The 23,435-nt window shown below is 73.1% G+C and carries 21 protein-coding genes and 1 pseudogene; 14 read left to right on the top strand and 8 right to left on the bottom strand.

Annotated elements, in window-relative coordinates:
* Window positions 1-61: 61 nt before the first annotated feature.
* Window positions 62-1,675 (bottom strand): apolipoprotein N-acyltransferase, encoded by a 1,614-nt coding sequence (gene lnt / locus ACFWPS_RS28985; RefSeq protein WP_383709822.1) that lies wholly within the window; start codon window positions 1,673-1,675, stop codon window positions 62-64.
* A gap of 187 nt (window positions 1,676-1,862) precedes the next feature.
* Here lnt and ACFWPS_RS28980 point away from each other — a divergent pair, with 187 nt between their 5' ends.
* On the top strand, window positions 1,863-2,906 hold the full coding sequence (locus tag ACFWPS_RS28980) for an O-antigen ligase family protein (protein ID WP_383709820.1): 1,044 nt from the start codon (window positions 1,863-1,865) through the stop codon (window positions 2,904-2,906).
* An 85-nt stretch (window positions 2,907-2,991) separates the two neighbouring features.
* Here the strand turns inward: ACFWPS_RS28980 and ACFWPS_RS28975 are convergent, their stop codons facing one another.
* Window positions 2,992-3,549: a hypothetical protein gene (locus ACFWPS_RS28975; protein WP_383709817.1), complete on the bottom strand. Its 558-nt coding sequence runs from the start codon at window positions 3,547-3,549 to the stop codon at window positions 2,992-2,994.
* An 89-nt stretch (window positions 3,550-3,638) separates the two neighbouring features.
* Window positions 3,639-4,430 carry a glutamate racemase gene (locus tag ACFWPS_RS28970; protein WP_383709815.1) on the bottom strand — a complete coding sequence of 264 codons (792 nt, stop codon included), beginning with the start codon at window positions 4,428-4,430 and terminating at the stop codon, window positions 3,639-3,641.
* Window positions 4,431-4,469: 39 nt separating this feature from the next.
* Between ACFWPS_RS28970 and ACFWPS_RS28965 the strand changes: the two genes are divergently transcribed.
* Window positions 4,470-5,663, top strand: coding sequence for a glycosyltransferase (locus ACFWPS_RS28965; protein ID WP_383709812.1), 1,194 nt, complete (start codon window positions 4,470-4,472; stop codon window positions 5,661-5,663).
* 12 nt (window positions 5,664-5,675) lie between these two features.
* On the opposite strand, the gene ACFWPS_RS28960 is transcribed toward ACFWPS_RS28965, so the two are convergent.
* Window positions 5,676-7,025: a TerD family protein gene (locus tag ACFWPS_RS28960; RefSeq protein WP_383709809.1), complete on the bottom strand. Its 1,350-nt coding sequence runs from the start codon at window positions 7,023-7,025 to the stop codon at window positions 5,676-5,678.
* Window positions 7,026-7,304: 279 nt separating this feature from the next.
* Here ACFWPS_RS28960 and ACFWPS_RS28955 point away from each other — a divergent pair, with 279 nt between their 5' ends.
* From ACFWPS_RS28955 to ACFWPS_RS28940, 4 genes are all read left to right on the top strand, one after another.
* A complete protein-coding gene (locus tag ACFWPS_RS28955) occupies window positions 7,305-7,763 on the top strand; it encodes a DUF6643 family protein (protein ID WP_383709806.1) in 459 nt (152 codons plus the stop codon).
* 42 nt (window positions 7,764-7,805) lie between these two features.
* On the top strand, window positions 7,806-8,630 hold the full coding sequence (locus tag ACFWPS_RS28950) for an MOSC domain-containing protein (RefSeq protein ID WP_383709803.1): 825 nt from the start codon (window positions 7,806-7,808) through the stop codon (window positions 8,628-8,630).
* Between the two features lie 274 nt (window positions 8,631-8,904).
* The gene (locus ACFWPS_RS28945; protein WP_383709800.1) at window positions 8,905-9,510 is read left to right on the top strand and encodes a hypothetical protein; all 606 of its coding nucleotides are present in this window, start codon (window positions 8,905-8,907) and stop codon (window positions 9,508-9,510) included.
* Window positions 9,511-9,684: 174 nt separating this feature from the next.
* Window positions 9,685-12,123: a right-handed parallel beta-helix repeat-containing protein gene (locus ACFWPS_RS28940; protein WP_383709797.1), complete on the top strand. Its 2,439-nt coding sequence runs from the start codon at window positions 9,685-9,687 to the stop codon at window positions 12,121-12,123.
* Here the strand turns inward: ACFWPS_RS28940 and ACFWPS_RS28935 are convergent, their stop codons facing one another.
* Entirely contained in the window at window positions 12,124-14,532 is a 2,409-nt protein-coding gene (locus ACFWPS_RS28935) for a hypothetical protein (protein WP_383709794.1), read from the bottom strand.
* A gap of 293 nt (window positions 14,533-14,825) precedes the next feature.
* Here ACFWPS_RS28935 and ACFWPS_RS28930 point away from each other — a divergent pair, with 293 nt between their 5' ends.
* On the top strand, window positions 14,826-15,644 hold the full coding sequence (locus ACFWPS_RS28930) for a DeoR/GlpR family DNA-binding transcription regulator (RefSeq protein WP_383709792.1): 819 nt from the start codon (window positions 14,826-14,828) through the stop codon (window positions 15,642-15,644).
* A gap of 88 nt (window positions 15,645-15,732) precedes the next feature.
* Complete coding sequence (locus ACFWPS_RS28925; protein ID WP_383709789.1) at window positions 15,733-16,203, top strand: SRPBCC family protein; 471 nt, start codon at window positions 15,733-15,735, stop codon at window positions 16,201-16,203.
* Between the two features lie 4 nt (window positions 16,204-16,207).
* Here the strand turns inward: ACFWPS_RS28925 and ACFWPS_RS28920 are convergent, their stop codons facing one another.
* Entirely contained in the window at window positions 16,208-17,332 is a 1,125-nt protein-coding gene (locus tag ACFWPS_RS28920) for a PLP-dependent cysteine synthase family protein (protein ID WP_383709787.1), read from the bottom strand.
* A gap of 368 nt (window positions 17,333-17,700) precedes the next feature.
* Here ACFWPS_RS28920 and ACFWPS_RS28915 point away from each other — a divergent pair, with 368 nt between their 5' ends.
* Together ACFWPS_RS28915 and ACFWPS_RS28910 are read left to right on the top strand one after the other, a co-directional pair.
* Window positions 17,701-18,024 (top strand): hypothetical protein, encoded by a 324-nt coding sequence (locus ACFWPS_RS28915; protein ID WP_383709784.1) that lies wholly within the window; start codon window positions 17,701-17,703, stop codon window positions 18,022-18,024.
* 214 nt (window positions 18,025-18,238) lie between these two features.
* Window positions 18,239-18,835, top strand: coding sequence for an ATP-binding protein (locus ACFWPS_RS28910; RefSeq protein WP_383709781.1), 597 nt, complete (start codon window positions 18,239-18,241; stop codon window positions 18,833-18,835).
* Window positions 18,836-18,882: 47 nt separating this feature from the next.
* Here the strand turns inward: ACFWPS_RS28910 and ACFWPS_RS28905 are convergent, their stop codons facing one another.
* Complete coding sequence (locus ACFWPS_RS28905) at window positions 18,883-19,173, bottom strand: SHOCT domain-containing protein (RefSeq protein WP_383709778.1); 291 nt, start codon at window positions 19,171-19,173, stop codon at window positions 18,883-18,885.
* Window positions 19,174-19,347: 174 nt separating this feature from the next.
* Between ACFWPS_RS28905 and ACFWPS_RS28900 the strand changes: the two genes are divergently transcribed.
* From ACFWPS_RS28900 to ACFWPS_RS28885, 4 genes and pseudogenes are all read left to right on the top strand, one after another.
* The gene (locus ACFWPS_RS28900; protein ID WP_383709776.1) at window positions 19,348-19,902 is read left to right on the top strand and encodes a TetR/AcrR family transcriptional regulator; all 555 of its coding nucleotides are present in this window, start codon (window positions 19,348-19,350) and stop codon (window positions 19,900-19,902) included.
* A gap of 5 nt (window positions 19,903-19,907) precedes the next feature.
* A complete protein-coding gene (locus ACFWPS_RS28895; protein WP_383709773.1) occupies window positions 19,908-20,297 on the top strand; it encodes a cupin domain-containing protein in 390 nt (129 codons plus the stop codon).
* A 15-nt stretch (window positions 20,298-20,312) separates the two neighbouring features.
* Entirely contained in the window at window positions 20,313-20,897 is a 585-nt protein-coding gene (locus tag ACFWPS_RS28890) for a DUF4865 family protein (protein WP_383709771.1), read from the top strand.
* 8 nt (window positions 20,898-20,905) lie between these two features.
* Window positions 20,906-21,813 (top strand): annotated as a pseudogene (locus tag ACFWPS_RS28885) (phosphotriesterase).
* A gap of 290 nt (window positions 21,814-22,103) precedes the next feature.
* Here ACFWPS_RS28885 and ACFWPS_RS28880 read toward each other — a convergent pair.
* The gene (locus tag ACFWPS_RS28880) at window positions 22,104-23,339 is read right to left on the bottom strand and encodes an ROK family protein (protein ID WP_383709769.1); all 1,236 of its coding nucleotides are present in this window, start codon (window positions 23,337-23,339) and stop codon (window positions 22,104-22,106) included.
* Window positions 23,340-23,435: the final 96 nt, after the last annotated feature.

Genomic DNA, 23,435 nt, shown 5'->3' with positions numbered 1-23,435 from the left:
ACCCTAACCGCCCGGTTCCTCGTACCCGGCCGGAAGCACGGGGCGTACAGCGGGTGTACGGCTACGCGTCACCGGCGCGCCGGCCGCGCATTCCGGCCCCGATCGCCCAGCCGACCCCACCGGCGGCGACCAGCACCAGCGCGATCTCGGGCAGGATGCCCAGCCTGGTCGCGGGTGTCTCGGAGGTGCGCAGCGGCACCTTCTGGACCAGGTAGGCGGGCACGAACATGCCGGTCTTCTGGGTGATCTTCCCGTTCGGCATGATGATCGCGCTGACGCCGCTGGTCACCGGCACGGTGACGGTCCGGCTGTGCTCGACCGCACGGATCCGGGACATGGCGAGCTGCTGGTAGGTCATCTCGCTGCGGTCGAAGGTGGCGTTGTTGCTCGGCACGGAGATCATCTCGGCACCGTGCGTGACGGTGTCCCGTACGTCCCAGTCGAAGGCCGCCTCGTAGCAGGTGGCGAGGCCGACCTTGGTGCCGTCGATGTCGAACACACCGGGCTTCGTGCCCCGGCTGAAGTCCTGGCGGACCATGCTGGTCCAGTCCTTGTTGATGGCGCCGACCAGTCCGCGCAGCGGGAGGTACTCGCCGAAGGGCTGGATCTGCCGCTTGTCGTACGTCGACGTCGGGCCCTTGACCGGGTCCCACAGGATCTGCTCGTTGAGCAGCTTGCCGTCCCGCTCGACGACCCCGCCGACCGAGATGGGCACACCCATCGCCTTGGCGGCCTCGTCGATCACGGCGGCCGCGTCGGCGTCGGAGAACGGGTCGACGTCGGAGGAGTTCTCCGGCCACAGCACGAAGTCCGGCTTCGCGGCCTTGCCCGCCTTGACGTCGGCGGCCAGCTTGAGCGTCTCCTTCACGTGGTAGTCGAGCACTGCCTGCCGCTGCGACGCGAAGTCCAGGCCGGCGCGCGGCACGTTGCCCTGGATGACCGCGACGGTGACGGAGCCGTCCTCGGCCTTGTCGCTCACCAACGTCCGCGCCACGACCGCGCCCACCACGGGCACGGCGACGCTCAGCAGGGCCGCGGCCGCGGCCCCGCGCCGGATCTCGCGGGTGCGCCGGCCCTCGACGGCCAGCCGCCCCGCCTCGTACAGACCGAACCCGCACAGGACGACGGCGAAACCGAGCACCGGGGTGCCGCCCAGCGCGGCGAGCGGCAGGAAGACGCCGTCCGCCTGGCCGAAGGCGATCTTGCCCCAGGGGAAGCCGCGGAAGGGCACACGCGCGCGTGCCGCCTCGCCCGCGATCCATATGGCGGCCGCCCACACCGGCCAGGCCGGGAGCTTGGAGACTGCGGCCACCCCCACACCGACCAGCGCGACGAAGATCGCCTCGATGGCCACCAGTGCGAGCCACGGCCCGGGGCCGACCTCGACGCCGGTCCACACCAGCAGCGGCAGCAGGAAGCCGAGCCCGAAGAGGTAGCCGAGACCGAGGGCCGCCTTCCAGGTGCGGCCGCGCAGCACCCATGCGAATCCTGCGAAGGCGGGCAGGGCCAGCCACCACAGGGTGCGCGGCGGGAAGCTGACGTACAGCAGCACTCCGCTGAGGGCGGAGGCGGCGGCCGGGACCAGGCGGCGGAGCAGCCGGAGGGCGCGTGCGCGGGGTGCGGGACGCGGCGTGAGCTGGTCCGACTGGTCCACGGAAGTTGCGGTGACGGTCACCCGGGGAGTGTACGGCGGTTGACCTTGCGGCCGACAGCACGGTCTCGGCATGCAGGAACCACACCGTTCCCGCGCAAGTCGTCCACAAAGCGGGCATCAGCGGTTACGGTGTGCCGAGGCGGGTGGCGGGGCCTGCCACAGGTCGGGGGACCGGGGTACGGGGGGGGCGACGGTGGGGTCGACCGGGATGACGTCCGCTGCCGAGACAGCCGCGGACAACGACAGACGAAACGTTTCTGATGTGGTGGGCGTCGTGGTGCTCGGGGCCTGCGCGGTGTGGCCGCTGATCTCCGCGACCGGTCGCGACGGACGGCCCGAGGGTGTGCTGCTGGCGGTGCTCGCGGTGGCCGCGGGCTATGCCGCGGGCCGGATGTCCGGGTCGCTGCTGCCGGTCGCCGCGCCGTGTGCGGGCGCGGTGGCCGGGCTGGCGCTCGCGGTGGCGATGCCCCAGGTGGCCCCGGGCCCCCAGTTCACGACCCCGCTCGGCCATGCCGGCGCAGTCGCGGCGCTGCTGGTACTCGCGACGGGCGGCGCGTGCTGTGCCGCTTGGGCGACGCCGGTTCCGGCGCTGCGGTTCGTACTGCGGATGCTGGCCGCCGGCATCGCGGTGACCGGGGCGGCCGTGGGCTCGGCGACCGGCTGCGCGGCCAGCACGGTCGTCCTGCTGTCCTCTGTCGCCGCCGGCCGGATGCGGCGGCGGGGGCCGGCCGTCGCCGGGCTGGCTCTGGCGGCCACCCTGGTGACCGGCACGGTCTGGGCGGTCGCCGCGAACGTCCTGCCCGCCGGCCTCACCTCCGCCCTGGCGGGCCCCCTCGCCGAGCACCGCGTACAGCTGTGGCGGGACGCCGTGCGTCTCGCGCACCGGAACATGGCTCTGGGCGTCGGCCCAGGGCGCTTCGGCGAGCTGAGCGGCACCGCGTCCGAGGGCCTGCTGCCCGATGGCAAACCGCACTCCGCACCGCTCCAGCAGGCCGCCGAACAGGGCCTGGTCGGCATCCTGCTGCTGGCCACCGCGTTCTGCTGGATCCTCTACGCCCTGTGGCGGTCGCCCCGCTCCACACCGCTCACCCTCACCGCGGGCGCGGCACTCACCGCCCTGGCCGCGATCGCCGCGGTCGGCAACGCGCTGAGCTTCACGACGGTGTCGGCGGGCGCGGGCCTGCTGGCTGGCCTGGCGACGGCACGCCCCTGGGTGGCCGGGGAGGCGGAGGCGGAGGTGCCGGGCGGTTGAGCCGTACGGGTGTATGGCCCGGGCACCTGTGATCCAGCTACACGTGATGCAGCCCCATGCGGTCCAGCCCTGTGCGCGACCTGCGTCAGCGAGCCGTACCCGGCGTGATCGTCCGCAGGCGTTCCCTGATGACTCGCACCGCGGACTCGGCGTTGTCCACGGTGATGGTGAAGGTGTGGCCGTCCCACAGGCGCAGGACGATGCCCTCGCCACGGCGGACGACGACGGCCGTGCCCTTCTCGGGGCGCCAGCGGTAGCCCCAGCCGCCCCAGTGGCGCGGGGTGATCTGCGGGGAGAAGTCCGCGCCGACCACCTGGGAGAGCGGAATACGACGCCGCGGCACTCCTATATGACCGCAGCGGATTTCGAGGCACTCCCTGTCGAGCTTCAGGTCCACATGCACGAAGGCGAGGGTGCCGAAGAGAACCAGCAGTCCGGCCGCGATACAGCCCACGACCGACATCACCAGCGGGGCGACCCCCGCGTTCCAGGCGGAGTCCACGGCCAGTTCGATACCGAGCGCCATACAGGCCGCGCCGACCAGCGCCAGCAGCCACTGGACCCGGTTCGTGGCGCGCCCGGTCCAGACATCCGGCTGCGGGACGTCCTTGTCCGGAGAGTGGTCGCGGGGGTGGTCCCTCATATCTACGAGATTACTCACGTTTCGCTGCGCGGGTACCGCGTTGCGGAGGGTGACTGCTCACATCGGCGGTATCCCCGGCCCCGAGGGGTTCACTGGGACGCGGCAGGACTGGCCGTGCGCAGCAGGCGGGCCTCGGCATAGCTCAGCGCGGCCTCGGGCAGCTCACCCTCCCGGCCGTTGAGCAGCACCGTCACCGTGCCGGTGGCCGGTGCGCCGGGGGCCGGCTGCGCACCGATCCGGCGCAGTGCCTGGGCGGCCACCGCACCGGCGGAGCCGTGCAGGGCGAGGGGTGCGGCGCCGGGGCGCTGGACGGCGGCGCGGATACGTTCCGCCAGGAGTTCGTAGTGGGTGCAGCCGAGAACGACGGTCGTCACGTCGTCGGGGGTGAGCTCGGCCGCCGCGGTCACGGCCGCGTCGACGGCGGCCTGGTCGGCGTGCTCCACGGCCTCGGCAAGTCCCCAGCAGGGCACCTCGGTGACCGGCACGCCGCCGGCGAAGTCCTCGATCAGGCCCCGCTGGTACGCACTGCCCGTGGTCGCGGGGGTAGCCCAGATCGCGACGGGACCACCGCCGGCGGCGGCCGGCTTGATCGCCGGGACCGTGCCGATGACCGGGATGCCGGGTTCCAGGCGCGCGCGCAGCGCCGACAGGGAGTTCACGGTCGCCGTGTTGCAGCCGATGATCAGCGCGTCGGGCCGGCGGGCGGCGGCGGCCTCGGCGACGGCCATGGCGCGCTCGGTGATGCCCTCGGGGGTACGCGGTCCCCAGGGCATGCCCTCGGGGTCGAAGGAGAGGACGAGATCGGCGTCGGGGCGCAGCCGCCGTACCGCTGCGGTGGCCGCCAGCAGGCCGATTCCGGAGTCGATGAGCGCGATCTTCACCCGGCCACGATAGACGATGGGCCGTTGGGAGCAGGACGGATGGGGCAGACTGCGCGGGTGAGCGCCTTCGTGTGGACCGCCGCCGTATCTCTCACCGCCTGGCTGTGGCTGCTGCTCTGCCAGGGCTTCTTCTGGCGCACCGACGTCCGGCTGCCGCCCCGGCGCGAGCCCGCTCGGTGGCCCGACGTGTGCGTGGTCGTCCCGGCCCGGGACGAGGCCGCGGTACTGCCCCTGAGTCTGCCGTCGCTGCTGGCGCAGGACTATCCGGGGCGGGCGGAGGTGTTCCTGGTCGACGACGGCAGTTCGGACGGCACCGGGGAGCTGGCCCGGGAGCTGGCCGCGCGCGACGGTGGGCTGCCGCTGACCGTGGCCTCGCCCGGTGAGCCGCCGGCAGGCTGGACGGGCAAGCTGTGGGCGGTACGGCACGGCATCGCCCTGGCACGCGCGCGTGACCCCGAGTACCTGCTGCTGACGGACGCCGACATCGCGCACGAGCCGGACAGTCTGCGGCTGCTGGTGGCGGCGGCCGGCACCGGGGGCTTCGACGCGGTCTCGCAGATGGCCCGGCTGCGGGTGGCGAGTCTGTGGGAACGGCTCGTGGTGCCCGCCTTCGTCTACTTCTTTGCCCAGCTGTACCCCTTCCGCCGGATCGGCCGGAAGGGCTCGCGCACGGCGGCAGCGGCGGGCGGCTGTGTCCTGCTGCGCGCCGACACGGCGGAGCGGGCACGCATCCCGGACGCCATCCGGCACGCCGTGATCGACGACGTGGCGCTCGCCCGCGCGGTGAAGGGCACCGGAGGGCACATCTGGCTGGGGCTCGCCGAGCGGGTGGACAGCGTGCGCCCCTATCCGCGCCTGCACGACCTGTGGCGGATGGTCTCCCGCAGCGCCTACGCGCAGCTGCGGCACAACCCGCTGCTGCTCCTCGGTACGGTCGCCGGTCTCGCGCTGGTGTACCTGGTGCCACCGGCGGCGGTGCTGGCCGGGGCGGTCACCGGAAGCACCGCGGCGCTGCTCCTCGGCGCCGCGGCCTGGCTGGTGATGACCGTGACGTACGTACCGATGCTCCGCTACTACCGGCAGCCGCTCCGGCTCGCCCCGCTGCTGCCCTTCACCGCGTTCCTCTACCTCCTCATGACGGTCGACTCGGCGGTGCAGCACTACCGGGGGCGCGGGGCGGCCTGGAAGGGCCGTACGTACGCGCGTCCCGGCACGGTCGCCGACGAAGGCTGACCGCCCTTCGCGTCACTTGCGGCCGGGCGTCCAGTTCATGCCCCAGCCGTAGGCGCGGTCGACGGTCCGCTGCGGGCTCACCCCGCGCTCCGGGACCAGGTAGCGCGCCTCGCGCTGCACGATCAGGTCGCCGCCGGTGTTGGTGAGCAGGGCGAGCGCGCACACGGTCGAGGGAACCGTGCACTCGTCCAGGGAGAAGTCGACCGGGGCGCCGTGCTGGGGCTGGAGGGTGACCGTGGCGTGCAGGTCGGCGAAGGACGAGGCGCCCTGGTAGATCGTCACGAAGACCAGGATGCGCCGGAAGTCCTGCCTGTGATCGAGGTTGACGGTGAGGTTCTCCCCGCTCGACACGGCACCGGTGCGGTCGTCCCCGTCGAGGTGGATGTACGGCGGCCGGTTCACGGAGCCGAAGGCGTTGCCCAGCGCCTGGACGACGCCCTTGCGGCCGTCGGCGAGCTCGTACAGGGCGCACAGGTCGAGGTCGAGGGCGCTCGCTGCGCCGCGTCGGCCGCCCCAGCCGGGGAGCTCTTTGCGGACCTGCCAGTTGAGGTTGACCCGCAGCGCGCCCGAGGTGCCGCCCTGTTTGGCCAGGGAGACGGAGGGGGCCGCCTTGGTGAGCGTCACCTTGGACAGCCGCACGGTGGCGGTCGGCGGGGGCGGCGGGACGGGAAGGCCGGCGGAGGTCGGCGCCGGGTGCTGCGGGAAGGGCACTCCGCCGGCCCCTGCCCCGGTGACCGGACGGGGGGCCGGCGGAGTGACCGGACCAGGGACCGGAGCCGGGGTCGGCGCGGTGGTCTGCGGCGTGGGCGGCTGCACCGGGTGCTGCGGCTCGTCCACCGTGATCCCGAAGTCCGTGGCGAGCCCTTCCAGCCCGCTGCTGTACCCCTGCCCCACCGCACGGAACTTCCAGCCGCCCTGGCGGCGGTACAACTCACCGAGCACGAAAGCGGTCTCCACCGTGGCGCCCGTACTGTCGAACCGGGCGACCACAGCTCCGTCCGCCGCGCTCCGGACCTCGACGTAGAGGCCGAGGACCTGCCCAAACGTTCCGCCGTCGGCCGAGGCCGCGAGGACGATCCGCTCGATCGGGTGCTCCACGCGCGCGAGGTCGACGAAAAGGGTGTCGGTGACCAGGTCGCCGGAGCGGCGCTTGCCCTCGTGCCGGACCGCGCCCGAGGCGTGCGCCGGCTGGTTGTAGAAGACGAAGTCGCCGTCGGAGCGCACTTTCCCGGCGACCAGCAGCAGCGCCGAGGCGTCCGCGTCGGGGGCACCCGGACCGGAGCGCCAGCCCAATTCGACCCGCAGTGCCGTGGTCGGCACCGGCGTATTCGATCCTTTCGGCATTGACATGTCCGCCCCCATCATGTGTCGGCATGCCGGGCGCGCCCCGGCGGTCCCAGGTCATCCCTACCCTCACAACCTATTCCCGGGGACAGGGATCTCCCATGAGCGGCACAGGAAGATCCCTGGCCAACTGCAGGTAACCGGCTCGGAACTCGGCCTTTACACGATCAGAACGCTGATTGCCGTCCTTTTTTGCCGAGTTCGCTCGGATTGGGGATCCGGCGTCACTGCCGACACGGAAAACAACCCTCTTATCGGTCTCCCCAACCAGCACATCGTGGGCTTAACTTATGTGCCATGACCTCCCCCCGCTCCACCTATGGCGGCGGCTACTACTCCGCCTCCTTCCCGGACACTCCGATCTACGACTCGCTCGTGGCCGAACGGGGCACCCCGCAGATCGCCCCGATCCGGGTCCCGCCCGCCTACGACACGGGCAGCAGCTTCAGCAACCTGCCCGCGCTGCCGGCGGCACTGCCCGCCCTCCCGGCGGGCCCTTCCCAGCCGGCCCCGGGCTACGGCTACCCGCAGCAGATGCAGCAGCCCGCGCCGCTGCAGCAGGCGCCCACGGCCTACATCCCCCAGCAGGCGACGGGACCGCGCGGCTACCCCGCGCAGCAGCCGCAGCCGCCCCGTCCGATGATGGGCGCCACGGGTTACGAGGCGATGCGCCCGGCTGCTCCGCGCCCCGCGCCGGCGGCTCCGTACCAGGACCCGTACAACAACCAGCAACAGCAGCAGTACCGCGGCTACTGATCGGCGCCCCCCGATGTCCGTGCCGCCTGGCACGATGGCGTCATGGGGACGGCCGAACTGCAGTCGATTCACGTTCACCCGGTCAAGGCGCTCCGGGGCTTCTCGCCCCGGGAGGCCGTCGTGGAGCCCTGGGGGCTGGCCGGTGACCGACGCTGGGTTCTGATCGACGACGGGGGAAAGGTCGTCACCCAGCGCGTACAACCGCGCCTCGCGCTCGCCGCTGCCGAGCTGCTGCCCGGTGGCGGCGTACGTCTGTCCGCGCCCGGGCGCACACCCCTGCCGGTGCCGGTCCCGGATCCGGGGGTCACGGTGCCGGTGGACCTCTTCGGCACGAAGGTGGAGGCGGTCCTCGCCGCGGAAGCGGCCCATGCGTGGTGCGGCGCCTATCTGGAGGCCGATGTCCGCCTCGCCCACATGGACGCCCCCGCGACGCGCCGCCCGATCGACCCGGACCACGCACTGCCGGGCGAGACCGTGAGCTTCGCCGACGGCTATCCCCTGCTGGTCACCACGCAGGCCTCGCTGGACGCCCTCAACTCCCTGGTCGCGCAGGGCGAGCATGCCGACGAGGGCCCGCTGCCCATGAACCGGTTCCGGCCGAACGTGGTGGTGCGCTCCACGCGGGCCTGGGCCGAGGACGACTGGAGACGGATCGCGATCGGCGAGGTCGAGTTCCGGGTCGCGAAGATGTGCGGGCGGTGCGTGGTGACCACGACCGACCAGGTCACCGCCGAACGCGGCAGGGAGCCGCTGCGGACGCTGGCACGGCACCGCAGGTTCGGCAACCAGCTGGTCTTCGGCCAGAACCTGGTGCCGCACTCCCCCGGCACGATCCGGGTGGGGGACCCGGTCCGGGTCCTCGACTGAGATTCCGGGGGCCGAACGGCGTCCCCCGGCCTCGCCCCCGTCCAGTCCTGTCCGAGCCTCCCCCGCATCCCCCGCATCCCCCGCATCCCGCGCATCCCGCGCGTCGAGCGATCTCCACCGCCGGGCGGGAACCCAGGCCCGCGGCCCGGTCGTTGAGGTCGTGAGAAGTTCATGAGAGTCCCGGCCGGGGGTGATTTCGCTCTCTCTTCGGCCCGGGTCCCGGGTGAACGGACCGGGCGGGGGTTATCACGGAGCGGGAAGGGGGTGGTGGTCGGTGCGAGCGATCCGCGGCCTGTGGCGGTGGCGGCGCAATCCGCTGCGCCGCGCGACCGACCTGGTAGAGGCCTGGGTGGCCCTGGTGGCGCTGGTGCTGATCGTGGTGGCCGCGCCGGTGCTCGGCTCGTTCGTCGGCGCCGCCGCCCAGGGCGCCCTGCAGCGGTCGGTCCGGCAGCAGCAGCACGACCGGCATCTCGTGATGGCCACCGTGGTGCGCAAGCTGGGCGCCGCCCCGGTGGAGCCCGACCCCGACGCCACCAGCGCCCACGACAACCGCAGCCGCGTCCTCGCCGACTGGACCGCACCGGACGGCACCCGGCAGCACGGCCCGGTCCTGACGACCCTCAAATCCCCGCACAAGGGCGACCACTTCGACGTCTGGACGGACCAGCACGGCCTGATAGCGGCCCGCCCGCTGGACGCCGTGACGGCGACGACCCACGCGGTGCTGGCCGGGTTCGGCGCGGCCCTGCTCACCGCGGGGCTGGTCGAGAGCGTCAGGCGCATGATCGTCTGGCGTATGGTCCGTCGCAGGTACGCACGTTGGGACCAGGCCTGGGACCGGGCGGGTCCGGACTGGGGCAAGGCCGGCACGGGCAGCTGACCGCCTTCCGTCTCTGGTCAACCCACCACCTCGGCGCACGCTACGGTGGACCGGCCGAAGCGCATTCGGCATCGACCCGCGCGCGAGCGAACCACAGGGGCCGGGCACCGTCCGCGGTGGCGCCCCGAAGGCGAGCGAGCGATCTGTACGACGAGGTGGGGGCACGGCAACGCCATGGCACAGGGCACGGTCCAGGTGACGCACACCGGCACATCGAGGTGGCGGCGCCGCACGGGTGAGTACGCTTCGCTCGCCGCCGCCCTGGAGGCCGCCGCCGACGGCGACGTCCTCACGGTCGCGCCCGGCACCTACCGGGAGAACCTCGTCGTCCAGCGCGCGGTGACGCTGCGCGGGCCGGAGGGCTCGCCCGGCTCGGTGCGGATCGCCCCCGCGGACGGGGTCCCGCTGACCGTGCGCGCCTCCGCGGTCGTACAGGACCTGCATGTCGAGGGCCAGGACGCGGCCGCACCCGCGCTGCTGGTCGAGGAGGGCACTCCCGAGCTGCTGGACGTGCGGATCGTCACCCGGTCCGCCGCCGGGATCGAGGTGCGCGGCGGAGCCCGGCCGACCGTGCGGCGGTGCACCGTGGACAACCCGGCGGGCATCGGCATCGCCGTTCTCGACGGCGGCGGCGGGGTGTTCGAGGAGTGCGAGGTCGTGGCGGCCGGGCAGGCGGGCGTGGCGGTGCGCGGCGGCGGCCACCCCCGGCTCGAGCGCTGCCGGGTGCACCACGCCTCGGGCACGGGCATGACGGCCACCGGGGAGAACTCCGCGCTGGAAGCCGTGGGTTGCGAGATCTACGAGGTGCGCGGCTCCGGTGTGCAGGTCACCGCGCGGGCGACGGCGCACCTCACCGACTGCGATGTGCACCGCACCACCGCCGACGGGATCACCCTGGACACCGACGCGGTACTCACCCTCGCGGACTGCCGTATCCACGACATCCCGGAGAACGCGGTCGACCTGCGCTCGCGTTCGGTGCTGACGCTGACGCGGACGACCGTGCGTCAGTTCGGGCGCAACGGGCTGTCGGTGTGGGACCCCGGCACCCGGGTGGACGCCAACCAGTGCGAGATCTTCGACAGCACGGGCGACTATCCGGCGGTGTGGGTCAGCGACGGCGCCACCGTGGTCCTGGACTCCTGCCGGGTGCACGACGTGCCGGACGCCCTGTTCGTGCTGGACCGCGGCTCCCGCGCGGACGTCGTCGACAGCGACCTCTCCCAGGTGCGCAACACGGCGGTGTCGGTGAGCGACGGCGCCACCGCGCAGCTCGACGACTGCCGGATCCGGGACGCGGCCACCGGCGCCTGGTTCCGCGACCACGGCAGCGGCGGCACCCTCAACAACTGCACGGTGGACGGCACCCAGACCGGTGTGATCGTCACCAAGGGCGCCGACCCCACCATCGAGCGCTGCACGGTGGACTCCCCGGCCGAGGCGGGCTTCTACGTGTCGGCTGGAGGCCGCGGCACCTTCCAGAACTGCCGGGTCACCGGCAGCGGCGGCTACGGCTTCCATGTGATCGACGGCTGCCGTACGACGCTGCGCAGGTGCCGCACGGAGCGGTGCGCGCGCGGGGGTTACGAGTTCGCGGACGGCGGTCCGGACGCGGGCTCGGGCACCGGCCCGGTGGTGGAGGACTGCACCAGCGACGAGAGCGGCAGCCTGCGGCCGCCCGAGGCACGCGAGACGGTCGTACAGACCTCGTACCAGTCCCCCGGCCTGCTGGGCGCGATCCCCGGCCAGCGCAGCACCGAGCAGGAACCGCTCCTCGCTCCCGCCGCGCCCGAGGAGCCGGTGCGGACCTCGAAGGCCGTGCTCGGGGAGCTCGACGCGCTGGTCGGCCTGGACAGCGTCAAGCGCGAGGTGCGTGCGCTGACCGACATGATCGAGGTCGGCCGGCGCCGCCAGCAGGCCGGTCTGAAGGCCGCCTCCGTCAAGCGGCACCTGGTGTTCACGGGCTCCCCCGGCACCGGCAAGACGACGGTCGCCCGGCTCTACGGCGAGATCCTCGCCTCCCTCGGGGTGCTGGAGAAGGGTCATCTGGTCGAGGTGTCCCGGGTCGACCTGGTCGGCGAGCACATCGGTTCCACGGCGATCCGCACCCAGGAGGCCTTCCAGCGGGCCCACGGCGGGGTGCTGTTCATCGACGAGGCGTACGCGCTCTCGCCGGAGGACGCCGGGCGGGACTTCGGCAAGGAGGCCATCGACACGCTGGTGAAGCTGATGGAGGACCAGCGGGACGCCGTGGTGGTGATCGTCGCGGGCTACACGGAGGAGATGGAGCGCTTCCTTTCGGTCAATCCCGGTGTGGCGTCGCGTTTCTCCCGGACCATCACCTTCAGCGACTACGGCCCGGACGAGCTGCTGCGGATCGTGGAGCAGCAGGCCGACGAGCACGAGTACCGGCTGGCGCCGGGCACGCCCGAGGCGCTGCTGACGTACTTCACGGTGCTCCCGAAGGGCCCCGCGTTCGGCAACGGCCGTACCGCCCGCCAGACTTTCGAGGCGATGGTGGAGCGGCATGCGAGCCGGGTCGCCCAGCTCGCCGACCCGACCACCGACGACCTGACGCTGCTGTACGCGCCGGACCTCCCCGAAGTCGCCTGATCAGCCGCCCGGTTGCGGCCGCTGCCCGGGCAGCTCCGGGCGCAGCCGGGCCAGCAGCCGCTCCCGTTCCTCGGCGAAGACCGGGTCCGCCTGGTAGTCGGAGTGGCCCAGGATCGGCGCGGGAAGCGGGTGGCCCGGAGTGCGTCCGTAGGCGAGCGGGTCCTTCAGGGGCGTGTGGTCGACCTGCGGGCCGTCGCCGTCGGCGATCCGTACGGGGCCGCCGATGGGGTCGGTGAGGCGGTAGAGGTTGCGCCAGCAGGCGACCTCGCGGTGCAGGGAGCCGAGTTCGGCGGGACCGAAGTGGGCCGGGAACCAGCGGCCGTACAGCCGCTCCAGCGGGGAGCCGTACGTCAGCAGGGCGACCCGTCTGCGGACCGCCGGGGTCAGCTGCCAGGCCGCCGCCGCGGCGAGGACGCTGCCCTGGGAGTGGCCGGAGATGACCAGCCTGCCGCCGGTGCGGCGGGTCCAGGTGTCCATCCGCCAGGTCAGGTCGGGGACCGCGCGCTCGGCGTAGCAGGGCGGGGCGAAGGGGTGGGCGGCGCGCGGCCAGAAGGTGCCGACGTCCCAGAGGATGCCGATGGTGCGCCGCGCGGCGGCGTCCTTGTAGGCACGCCGGCCCCAGGTGACGAAGAGTAGGAAGCCGAGCCCGACCAGCCAGGAGCCGAGCGCCTGGGAGGCCTCGGCCGCGCCGTGCACCAGGGTGTGGGTCCGGCCGGCCGCCGTGTCCGGGGTCTCCCCGGTGGCCAGCGCGCCCACCAGCGCCCCGGCGCCCAGCACCAGCGTGGCGGCGCCCAGCACGGTGACGACCAGCGGCGCCCGGTCGGTGAGGACGGCCATGGCCCGGACCCGGGCGATACGGCGGCTGCGGGCCGCGTCCTCCGGCTCCCCGGGGTGGCCGAGGGCGACGGCGGTGCGTTCCGCGCGGCTGAGCCGCGAGGTGTGCCAGGACAGCCAGGCGACCGCGGCGAGCAGCACGACGAGAACCGGCGGGATCACCGATGCCTGCCAGGTCAGCAGTACCGGCGGTCCGGCGATGGAGGTGCCGGTGCCGTCCAGCCAGTCGGAGACCCGCTGGGCGACCCCGCCCGAGATCACCCCGCCCAGTGCGCAGGCGAGCAGCGCGACCGCGGGCCCGCCGAGTCCGCGGATCGCGGCACGCGGATCGGGCAGCCGGCGGTGCAGGTCGTGGGCGACGGCCGCGAGGACGATCACCAGCACGCCCTGGGCCAGTGCCAGACCGCCGAAGGTGGTGTCCCCGGCGAGCCGGCCCGCGGAGTGCCACCCCGGGCGGGACCAGCCGGCGTACACCACCACGAGCAGCAGCAGGGCCAGCGCGCCGAGCGGCAGGCGTCGTACGAGACGCCGGTCCAGTGCCCGGTCGAGGCGGTTCTCGCTGCGGCCCCGGCGGCAGACCACCCACACCGCGGCGAGGGCCCCGGCGGTCAGCGCACCGGTCAGCAGCCACCCGATCGTGTCCAGTACGGCGGCTCCGCCCTGCCTGCGGTCGAAGGAGGCCGCCGGTGCGAGGACCGCGGCGGCGACGGTGAGCAGGCCTGCGGCGGTGTGGGCGGCGCGCAGCCGGGCGACCAGCCGGCGCCCGTACCAGAAGCCGGGGCTGCCGAGAGCGGTGCGGCCGGGCTCGGGGTCGTGGTCCGGCGGCCTGGTGGACTCGTAGGCGCTCCAGGTGCGGTGCGAGAGGTACCAGAGCAGGCCGGTCAGGGCGGTGGGCACCAGGGCGGCCAGCGCGAGCCGGCGTCCGGGTGCGCTCCACCAGCCGCCCGCGGAGCCGGCGGGTGACAGGAAGCCGAGCCAGGAGTGCCGGCCGGCGCAGGCGGTGACGCCCGCGCACTGCCAGGCGGCGAGGTCCAGGGCGACCTCGCAGGCGGCGGCGACCAGCAGCACCGTGAGGGTGAGCCCGGCGAGCCGGACCAGCAGGCCGTAGAAGCGGACGGTGCGCGGCCGGTCCTGGGCGGCGGGGCGCATCCAGTGGGCGAGGTTGACCACCATGAACGGCAGGAGCAGCAGCCACAACGCCCGGGAGGCGTTGCCGGAGGTGAGGTTGCACCAGACGTACGCCTCGGGCACCGGCCGGTCGCGGTAGTCGCCGGGCCGGGACTCGGCGTCGACGTCCTCGGCCCGCCGGAAGACGGCGGCGGTGTCGTCGCCGGTGATCCGCACCGTGCGCGGATCGTCGAGCATCTTCCCGGGCGTGGTGCCGCCGACGCCGTGGACCAGGAGCTCCAGGTCGATCTCCGGTGCGGCGGGCCGCTCGGCCGGGTCGGGCTTCGCGGTCGTGGTCCGGTCCGCGGGATCGGTCTTCGCAGTCTTGGTCCGGTCGGCGGGCGCGGTCTCCGTCACCGCCGGCCGCTCGGCGGGACCGCCGGCGGTGCGTTCCTGTGCGCGTTCCACTCTTCTCGCACTTCCCCCGTGACGCGCCGATGGTCTGTGTCCGTGCGGGTTTCAGGATCGCCGATTCCGGTGTGACGCACACCACTCGCCACTGAATCTCCCCGTTGTGTGTGAAACCCAGTGCAACACGTGGTGACCAAATGACGTGTGTGCGCCGACACAGGGAGTGGCGCAACCTGTGTGGTCCCGTGAAAGGATGGGGCGCCCGCGCACCGAAGCCGGATGGAATGTCCTGGTCGGGGCTGGTACGCAGGGCGTGTCGGACGGCTTGAGGCGAGAGGACCGGAGCGTACGTGAGCGAGAACCAGAACCTCCTCGCGGAGCAGCGCCGCGCCCTGATCCTGGACGAGGTCCGGCGCCGGGGCGGCGTACGGGTCAACGAGCTGACCCGCAAGCTCGGCGTGTCGGACATGACCGTACGCCGGGACCTGGACGCGCTGGCCCGGCAGGGCGTGCTGGAGAAGGTGCACGGCGGCGCGGTGCCGGTGGTCGAGGCGAGCACGCACGAGCCGGGGTTCGAGGCCAAGTCGGGGCTGGAGCTGACCGCCAAGGAGGACATCGCGCGGGCCGCCGCCGAACTCGTCGTACCGGGTACGGCGATAGCGCTGTCCGGCGGTACGACGACGTACGCGCTGGCCCATCATCTCCTGGAGGTCCCCGACCTGACCGTGGTGACGAACTCGGTGCGGGTCGCGGACGTCTTCCATGCGGCCCAGCGCGTCTCGGGGCAGCGCCAGGGCGCGGCGACGGTGGTGCTGACCGGTGGGGTGCGCACCCCGTCCGACTCCCTGGTGGGCCCGGTGGCCGATCAGGCGATCGCGGCGCTCCACTTCGATCTGCTCTTCCTCGGCGTGCACGGCATATCGGTCGAGGCCGGCCTGTCCACGCCGAACCTCGCGGAGGCGGAGACCAACCGCCGCCTGGTGCAGTCGGCCCGGCGGGTCGTGGTGGTCGCCGACCACACCAAGTGGGGCACGGTGGGCCTGAGTTCGTTCGCCAAGCTGGAGCAGGTCGACACGCTGGTCACGGACGCGGGCCTGCCGGCCGCGGCACGTGCGGAGATCTCGGAGCATCTGCGCCGGCTGGTGGTGGCGGGCGAGCCGGAGGCCTGATCGCGACGACGGTACAGACATCTGACGGGCCGCCAGTTATCGTGGCGGAGCCGGTCAACCGCCTTCTCGGCCAAGGGGGTTCTCGTCCATGACGCGCCGTCTGCGCCCCGTGGGGCTCGACTTCGTCGAGACCGCGCCCGTACGTCTGGTCTTCGCGCGGGAGATGTCCGCGCCACCCGAGCGGGTCTTCCACGCGCTCAACGACGACGTACCCGGTTGGGCGGAGTGGTTCGCCGCGGTGACCCACGCCGAGTCCGTCGACGACGGTGCCGGGCGCGCCGTCCGGCTCAAGGGCGGCGGGCGTTTCCGGGAGACGATCATCGCGGCCAAGGAGGCCGAGGTGTACGCCTACCGGGTCGACCTGACCAACGCGCCCGGCGCGCACGCCATCGCCGAGGAGTGGCGGCTCGTGCCGTCCGGCGGCGGCACCCGCGTGCAGTGGACCTTCGCCGTGGACGGCACGGCGCCGTTCCGCCTGGCCGTCAGAGTGGCACGCGCGGGCCTTGGCCGGGCCTTCCGGGGCGCGGTCACCGAACTGGACCGGCGCCTTTCGCAGTAGCGGCTCAGCCGCGCCACACTCCCGTCTCCAGCAGCGACTCGATCGCCGCCGTGTACGGCGCGATGTCCAGGCCCTGCTCGGCGAGCCAGCTGTCCGAGTAGTACTTGTCGAGGTAGCGGTCGCCGGGGTCGCACAGGAGTGTCACCACGCTCCCCTGCCGCCCCTCGGCCACCATCTCCGAGACGATTTTCAGAGCGCTCCACAGCCCGGTCCCGGTGGAACCCCCCGCCTTCCGTCCGATCGCCTGCTCCAGCGCCCGCACCGCGGCCACGCTGGCCGCGTCCGGCACCTTCATCATGCGGTCGATGGCCCCGGGCACGAAGCTCGGCTCCATCCGCGGCCGCCCGATGCCCTCGATCCGGGACCCGCAGTCGCAGGTGACGTCCGGGTCGCCGGTGGTCCAGCCCTCGAAGAAACAGGAGTTCTCGGGATCGGCGACACAGATCCGGGTGTCGCGCTGGGTGTAGTGCACATAGCGCGCCAGCGTCGCGGACGTACCGCCGGTCCCCGCCGTGGCGACGATCCACGCCGGTTCCGGGAACCGCTCCAACTCCAGCTGGCGGAAGATGGATTCGGCGATGTTGTTGTTGCCACGCCAGTCCGTGGCGCGTTCGGCGTAGGTGAACTGGTCCATGTAGTGGCCGCCGGTCTCCACCGCGAGGCGCGCCGACTCCTCGTACATTTTCCGGGAGTCGTCCACGAAGTGGCACTGCCCGCCGTGGAATTCGATGAGCCGGCACTTCTCGGCGCTGGTGGTGCGCGGCATGACGGCGATGAACGGCACACCGATCAGCTTGGCGAAGTACGCCTCGGAGACGGCCGTCGAGCCGCTGGACGCCTCGATCACCGGGCGGCCCGGCCGGATCCAGCCATTGCACAGGCCGTAGAGGAAGAGCGAGCGGGCCAGCCGGTGCTTCAGGCTTCCGGTCGGATGTGTCGACTCGTCCTTGAGATACAGGTCGATCCCCCAGGCCTCGGGCAGCGGGAAGCGCAGCAGGTGTGTGTCCGCCGAGCGGTTCGCGTCCGCCTGGACCTTGCGTACTGCTTCTTTGAGCCAGTCGCGACCGGCGGCGTCGCTGCGGTCGACATCGAGGGTGGCGCCGGTCCGGATCTGCGGGGTGGTGCTCACGGCAGGACTCCTTACGCTTCGCGCCGACGGCGTCCGAACGCGGCCGACGCACCGATCATAAACACCTTCCGCACGCTTCTCACCTGCATAAACGCATCTTTGGGCGTCTCAAAGGCACCCCTGGGGAACAGCAGCGACCAGTGGCGTGAACGCTTCGGGGGCGCATTGCGGCGAGTGCTCCGAGCGCCCCCCGACCGGCGGGTCGTGCGTACTGGTGCTCCGCGCCGAGGGCGGGCAGACTGCCACCGGACGGGACGAACGTCTCGAACGGGGGCGCACACTGGAGCACGACACGAGCCGGAGCGCGCCGGCCGGGGCCACAAGCTTCCGGACCGGTGTCCGAGGTACTCGAAAAGGGGCGGGGCAGGATGGCGGAGCCGGAGTTCACGGCGACGGGCGTGCGGATCGACAAGCGGCTGCGTTCGCTCACCCGGGCCGGGCAGGTCCGGATAAGGGACGGCAGGCTGCAGCTGCTGACGAGCTACGGCAGCGAGATCGACAGCGCACCCGTGCAGGCGGTACGGGCCTCGAAGCCGTGGTTCGCGTCGGAGGACCGGGCCCTGGCCGACCTCAACGGCCAGCGCTACTCACTCACTCTGGGTGACCACGATCCGGCGCCGGGCGAGCCCGGTCCGCCGGCGGCGCGCCGCTTCATCGAGGCGGTACAGCGGGCCGCCCGGCATGACCGCTGAGCCGCTCGGGCCTGCGGGACGTGACCGCTGAGCCACGGCGAGTTGCGGGACCGTACGCACTGGGTCACGCTTGTCTCACGTCACTCTGGGTTTACCGGCGATAACGCTGCGAACCAGCCCGCCGGCCACGACAGCAGGCGGCCCCGTGGACGGCGGCGCCCTGCTGGATCCGTTCTCCGTGTTCTTCCGGGCCTCACGTCGGGGAGTCGCAGCCGTGATCAAACACCCAAGCAGACACTGCTCGGTGGAGCTCCAAGCATTGCCCTCGCGGATAGGCCAGGTCCGCAGAATCGTATCTGCGCAATTGCGCTACTGGCATCTCGACCCGCTGATCGACCGGGCCGCGCTCGGTGTGACGGAGTTGCTCACCAACGTCCACCGGCACGCCCAGCCCGACAAGAACTGCACCGTGGAGATCGAGCTCCAGCTCGACCGCCTCACGGTGTCGGTCCGTGACCACGATCCGCGCCTGCCGGTGGTCGAGGACGGCACGGAGATCGCACCCATGGCCACCTGCGGGCGCGGGCTCGCGATGGTGGCCGCGGTCAGCGAGAGCTGGGGAGTACGGCCGCACGACGACGGCAAGGTCGTGTGGTTCACCCTGCCCGCGCCGACGGCCGCGCCGAAGACGGCTCGCCCGCAGCGCCGGGCCGCCGAACCGGCACCCCGCCGGATCGCCGAGCCGGCACCCGCGACCGCCGGGGCACCCACGCCCGCACATGCGACCGCCGGCGCCCCGGCCACCGCACATGCGACCGCCGCCGTCCCCGGTGCCGCACACGCTCCCGCCCGCTCGGCTGTGGCCAGTTGAGCGGGCGGTGAGTCTCCTCGCCGAGTCCCTTCTCCAGCGCTGGTGCTTCATGCGGCACCGCCCTTGCCGATGCGGCCGAAGTGCTCCTCCAGGACGGACAGCCTGCGCCAGTACTCGTCCTCGTCGATCTCGCCGGTGGCGAAGCGGCGGCCGAGGACCGCGAGCGGTGAGTCTCCGGAGGGGCGACCGGCATCCGTCGGACGCCAGGGTCCGCCGCGGCCGCGCCATGCGGCGCGGCGCAGGAACGTGCCGACGCCGATCACGACGGCCGCCCAGATCAGCGGGAAGAACAGGATCCACGGGCCGGGCCCGCCGTCCCAGTTCGCCAGGGTCTGCATATCGGTTCAACTCCCCAGGTCTCGTTGTGACACATCGAGACTGACCGCCGGGAGGGGGCCGGGTCGTCGTGCAGCCGACGGCAGTGGCCGTACCTCCCGGGGAGTAGACGGCGGTTGGCGTCCTGCTCCGGAAAGGACTGGCATTCTGTAACTACTAGTATGTACAGTCGCCGTATGAGCACGTCGGAGCGGTTGATCGAGTCCACCCGCGAGCTGCTGTGGGAGCGCGGTTACGTCGGCACCAGCCCCAAGGCCATCCTGGAGCGCGCGGGCGCCGGCCAGGGCAGCATGTACCACCACTTCAAGGGCAAGCAGGACCTGGCGCTGGCCGCGATCCGGCGGACCGCCGAGGAGTTGCTGGCCACCGCCGAGGCCCTGCTCACCGGGCCGGGCACGCCGTACGAGCGGATCGAGGCGTATCTGCGGCGCGAACGCGACGTCCTGCGCGGCTGCCCGGTCGGACGGCTGACGATGGACCCGGACATCATCGCGAACGACGAACTGCGCGCGCCGGTCGACGAGACGCTCGACCGGATCCTGGAGCTGATCGCCGGGATCGTCGAAGAGGGCAAGGAGCAGGGGCAGTTCGGGCCCCGCGTGGACGGCGAGGAGATCGCCGCGACCGTGCTCGCGACCGTCCAGGGCGGCTATGTGCTCGCCCGGGCGTCCGGATCCCCGGCCGCGTTCGACGCCGGCGTGCGCGGACTGCTGTCCCTGCTGAGGAGTTGACGTACGTGCACATCACCAGGAAGCACCCGGACACCCTGCGGGGCCCGGCGGAGAACTTCACCGGCACGGTGTGGCTGGACGAGATCGCCGCGCCCGCAGCACCGTCCCGGCTGCGCATGTTCAGCGTCCATTTCGCGCCCGGCGCGCACACCGCCTGGCACCGGCATCCGCACGGCCAGGTGCTGCACGTCCTCGAAGGTGAGGGGCTGGTGCAGCGCAGGGGTGGCGAGGCGGAGACGATCCGCGCGGGCGACACGGTGTGGATCGAGCCGGACGAATGGCACTGGCACGGCGCCGGGCCGCGCAGCTTCATGACGCATCTCGCAGTCGTGGAGGCCGCCGAGGACGGCACGACCGTCGAGTGGCATGAGCACGTGACCGACTACCCGGCCTGAGAGGGGACGAGCGCCATGCACGCCATGCAGTACGAGTTCACCCTGCCCGCGGACTACGACATGGGGGTCATCCGCGCCCGCGTCGCCCGAGCAGGGCATCTGCTGGACGACTGGGACGGCCTCGGTGTGAAGACCTACCTCGTGCGCGAGCGGGGACTTCACGGCTCGCCGGTGAACCAGTACGGGCCGTTCTACCTCTGGAACACCGTGCCGGGCATGAACGGCTTCCTCTGGGGAGGCGCCTTCCAGGGGCCGGTCGACGACTTCGGGCGGCCGCGGATACGGCAGTGGACGGGCCTGGCCTACGAGGAGGGCACCGCCGCCGGCTCCCCGGCCGCGCTCGCCGTGCGACGGCGGCAACCGGTGCCGGACGGTGTGGAGTTGGCCGCCTTCATGGCGGAGGCGGCGGACGAGACAGCGCGGCTGGCAGCCGAAGACGGTGCCGTGCTGGCGGCGTCCGCCGTGGACACGGGCGCCTGGGAGCTGGTCCACTTCTCGCTCTGGGAGCACGACACGCCCAAGGCCGAGGGCGATGTCTTCCAGGTACTGCACCTGTCGGAGCCGGGGCGCGGAGCACTGCCGCGCGGGCGGCAGTGGTGAACGCAGTGGTGAGCAGCGTCCGTACGGTCCTCGGCGACATCCGGCCGCCGGACCTGGGGGTCTGCGACGCGCACGACCACCTCTTCCTCCGCAGCCCCGGCTGCCGGGGCAGGAGCTGAACGACGCGGGCGCCGCTCGGGCCGAGCTGGCGGCGTTCCGGGCTGCGGGCGGGGCGGCCGTCGTGCAGTGGACGCCGTACGGGATGGGGCGGCGGGCCGCCGATCTGCCGCTGCTGTCCCGGGCCGCCGGTGTGCACGTGGTCTGCGCGACGGGACTGCACCAGGCGGCGCACTACGCCCCGGAGTCGCTCGACGGGCTGCGCGGGCGGCTCGCCGAGGTCTTCGTCTCCGAACTGACCGAGGGCATCGGGACGTCCGGGGTACGCGCCGGTCTGGTCAAGGTGGCGGGCGGCTTCCACCAGCTCGACGCACACGCCCGATGGACCATGACCGCGGCGGCCGAGGCCCACCACGCGACGGGCGCGCCGATCGCCGTCCATCTGGAGCTGGGCACCGGCGCGCTCGACGTACTCGACCTGCTCTGCGGTGAGTTGGGCGTCCCCGGCGACCGGGTGATCCTCGGCCACCTCAACCGCTCCCCCGACCTCGTCGTGCAGCGGCAGGCCGCCGCCTCCGGCTGCTGGCTGGCCTTCGACGGACCGTCCCGGGCCAACCACGCCACCGACTGGCGGATGCCGGAGGCCGTACTGGCCCTGGCCCAGGCCGGGTTCGGGGACCGGCTGCTGCTCGGCGGGGACACCGTGGTGGCGGGGGCCCGGTCGGTGGACGGCGGGCCCGGGATGCCGTACGTGCTGCGGCGGGTGCGGCCGCGCCTGGCGGCCGAGTTGGGCGGGGAGCACGTCGAGCGCATGCTCACGGACAACCCGGCCCGGGCCTTCGCCGTCGACTGGCGCTGATCGCCTCAGACCACCGAGATGTCCACCGACGGGCGGAGCCTCGCGGCGGCGGCCGGCGTCTCATGGGCCGAGCGGGTGCCGATGGCGGCGCCAACAGACCCTGTTCCGCGGTGAGTTCAGCCACCGGGTGGACGATCTGCTCGAAGGCCCCCAGCAAGCGCGGGCCCCACCGGCGGGTGCCGATACGGGCGTACGCCGGTCCGGCCTCCGACGGCCGCTGGTGGCGGCGTTGTGCAGCCGGGCGGCGCAGTGGTAGGCGGGCGGCGGTGGGCCGTTGCGGTGGCAGGCCGCTACCGCAGCGCCCCCAGCGGGTCGTCCAGCACCGGCTGCCAGGCCAACTCGGCCGCTCCTACCAGGCTGTTGTGGCTCAGCGTGCACGGCAGGATCGGCACACTGCCGCTCTGGCCCCACAGACTCCGGTCGGCGACCACCGCACGGAGCCGCTCGGGGTCGGCGTCCAGGAGGGTGCGGTGCAGGCCGCCGAGGATGATGCGGTCGGGGTTGAGGATGTTGACGAGCCCCGCCAGGCCGAGGCCGAGCCGGTCGATCAGGGCCTCGGTGGCCCTGCGGACGGTCGGGTCGGCGTAGTGGTCGCGGACCAGATCCTCGGCCTGCCGGAGCAGCGACACCTCGGGGCCGGGCTCGCGGCCCGCCTCGATCAGCAGGGCCAGCGGATCGGCCTCCACGTCCAGGCAGCCCCGGCTGCCGCAGTGGCAGGGACGGCCCTCGGGGTTCACGGCGAGGTGGCCGACCTCCAGGGCGAGGCCCGAACTCCCGGTGTGCAGACGGCCGTCCAGGACCAGGGCGCCGCCGACGCCCCGGTGTCCGGTGGCCACGCACAGCAGGTCCCGGGCACCCCGGCCGGCGCCGTGCCGGTGCTCGGCGAGTGCGGCCAGGTTCACGTCGTTGCCCGCGAACGCGGGGCCGGTGATCCCGGCCGCCCGCACGCACTCCGCGAAGATCCGGCGCACGGGCGCTCCCACCGGCCAGGCCAGGTGGAGGGGGTTGAGGGCCAGGCCCTCCGGTTCCGCGACGGCGGACGGCACCGCGAGACCGGCGCCGACACAGCGGAGGCCGGTGGTGCGCAGGAGGTCGGCGCCCGCCTCGACCACCGAGCCGAGCACCTTCGCCGGGTCGGCGTCGACCGCCTCGCAGCCGGGGGCGGTCGCGACGATCCGGCCGCCCAGACCGACCAGCGCCGCACGGAAACCGTCGGCGTGGACCTGCGCGGCGAGCGCGACGGGACCGTTCTCGGCGACCTCGAGCCGGTGCGAGGGGCGGCCCTGCGACCCGGCGGCCGCGCCCGGGTGGGCGTCGACGCTGATCAGGCCGAGCGCCTCCAACTCGGCGGCGACGGCACCGGCCGTGGCCCGGGTGACACCGAGCTCCGCGGTGAGCACCGCGCGGGTGGGGGCGCGGCCGGTGTGCACGAGTTCCAGTGCGGGGCCGAGTGCGCCGCGTCCTCGGTCCAACCGGGGTTTCGAGGTTCCGTTCCCCGTCGGGCCGGGGGCCGTTTTGCCGCTCATGAGAGGGAGTCTGCCATGATCCGTAGGAGCGGTCGTAGTGCAGGTGCGGCGCCGTCGGGGCTGGTCGCGCCCACGCGGCGGCAGCCGCATATCGAT

The sequence above is a fragment of the Streptomyces sp. NPDC058457 genome (assembly GCF_042720695.1).
Classification (GTDB): Bacteria; Actinomycetota; Actinomycetes; order Streptomycetales; family Streptomycetaceae; genus Streptomyces.
The sequence above is the reverse complement of the archived record's forward strand: the minus strand, read 5'-3'. Positions and strand labels throughout refer to the sequence as shown.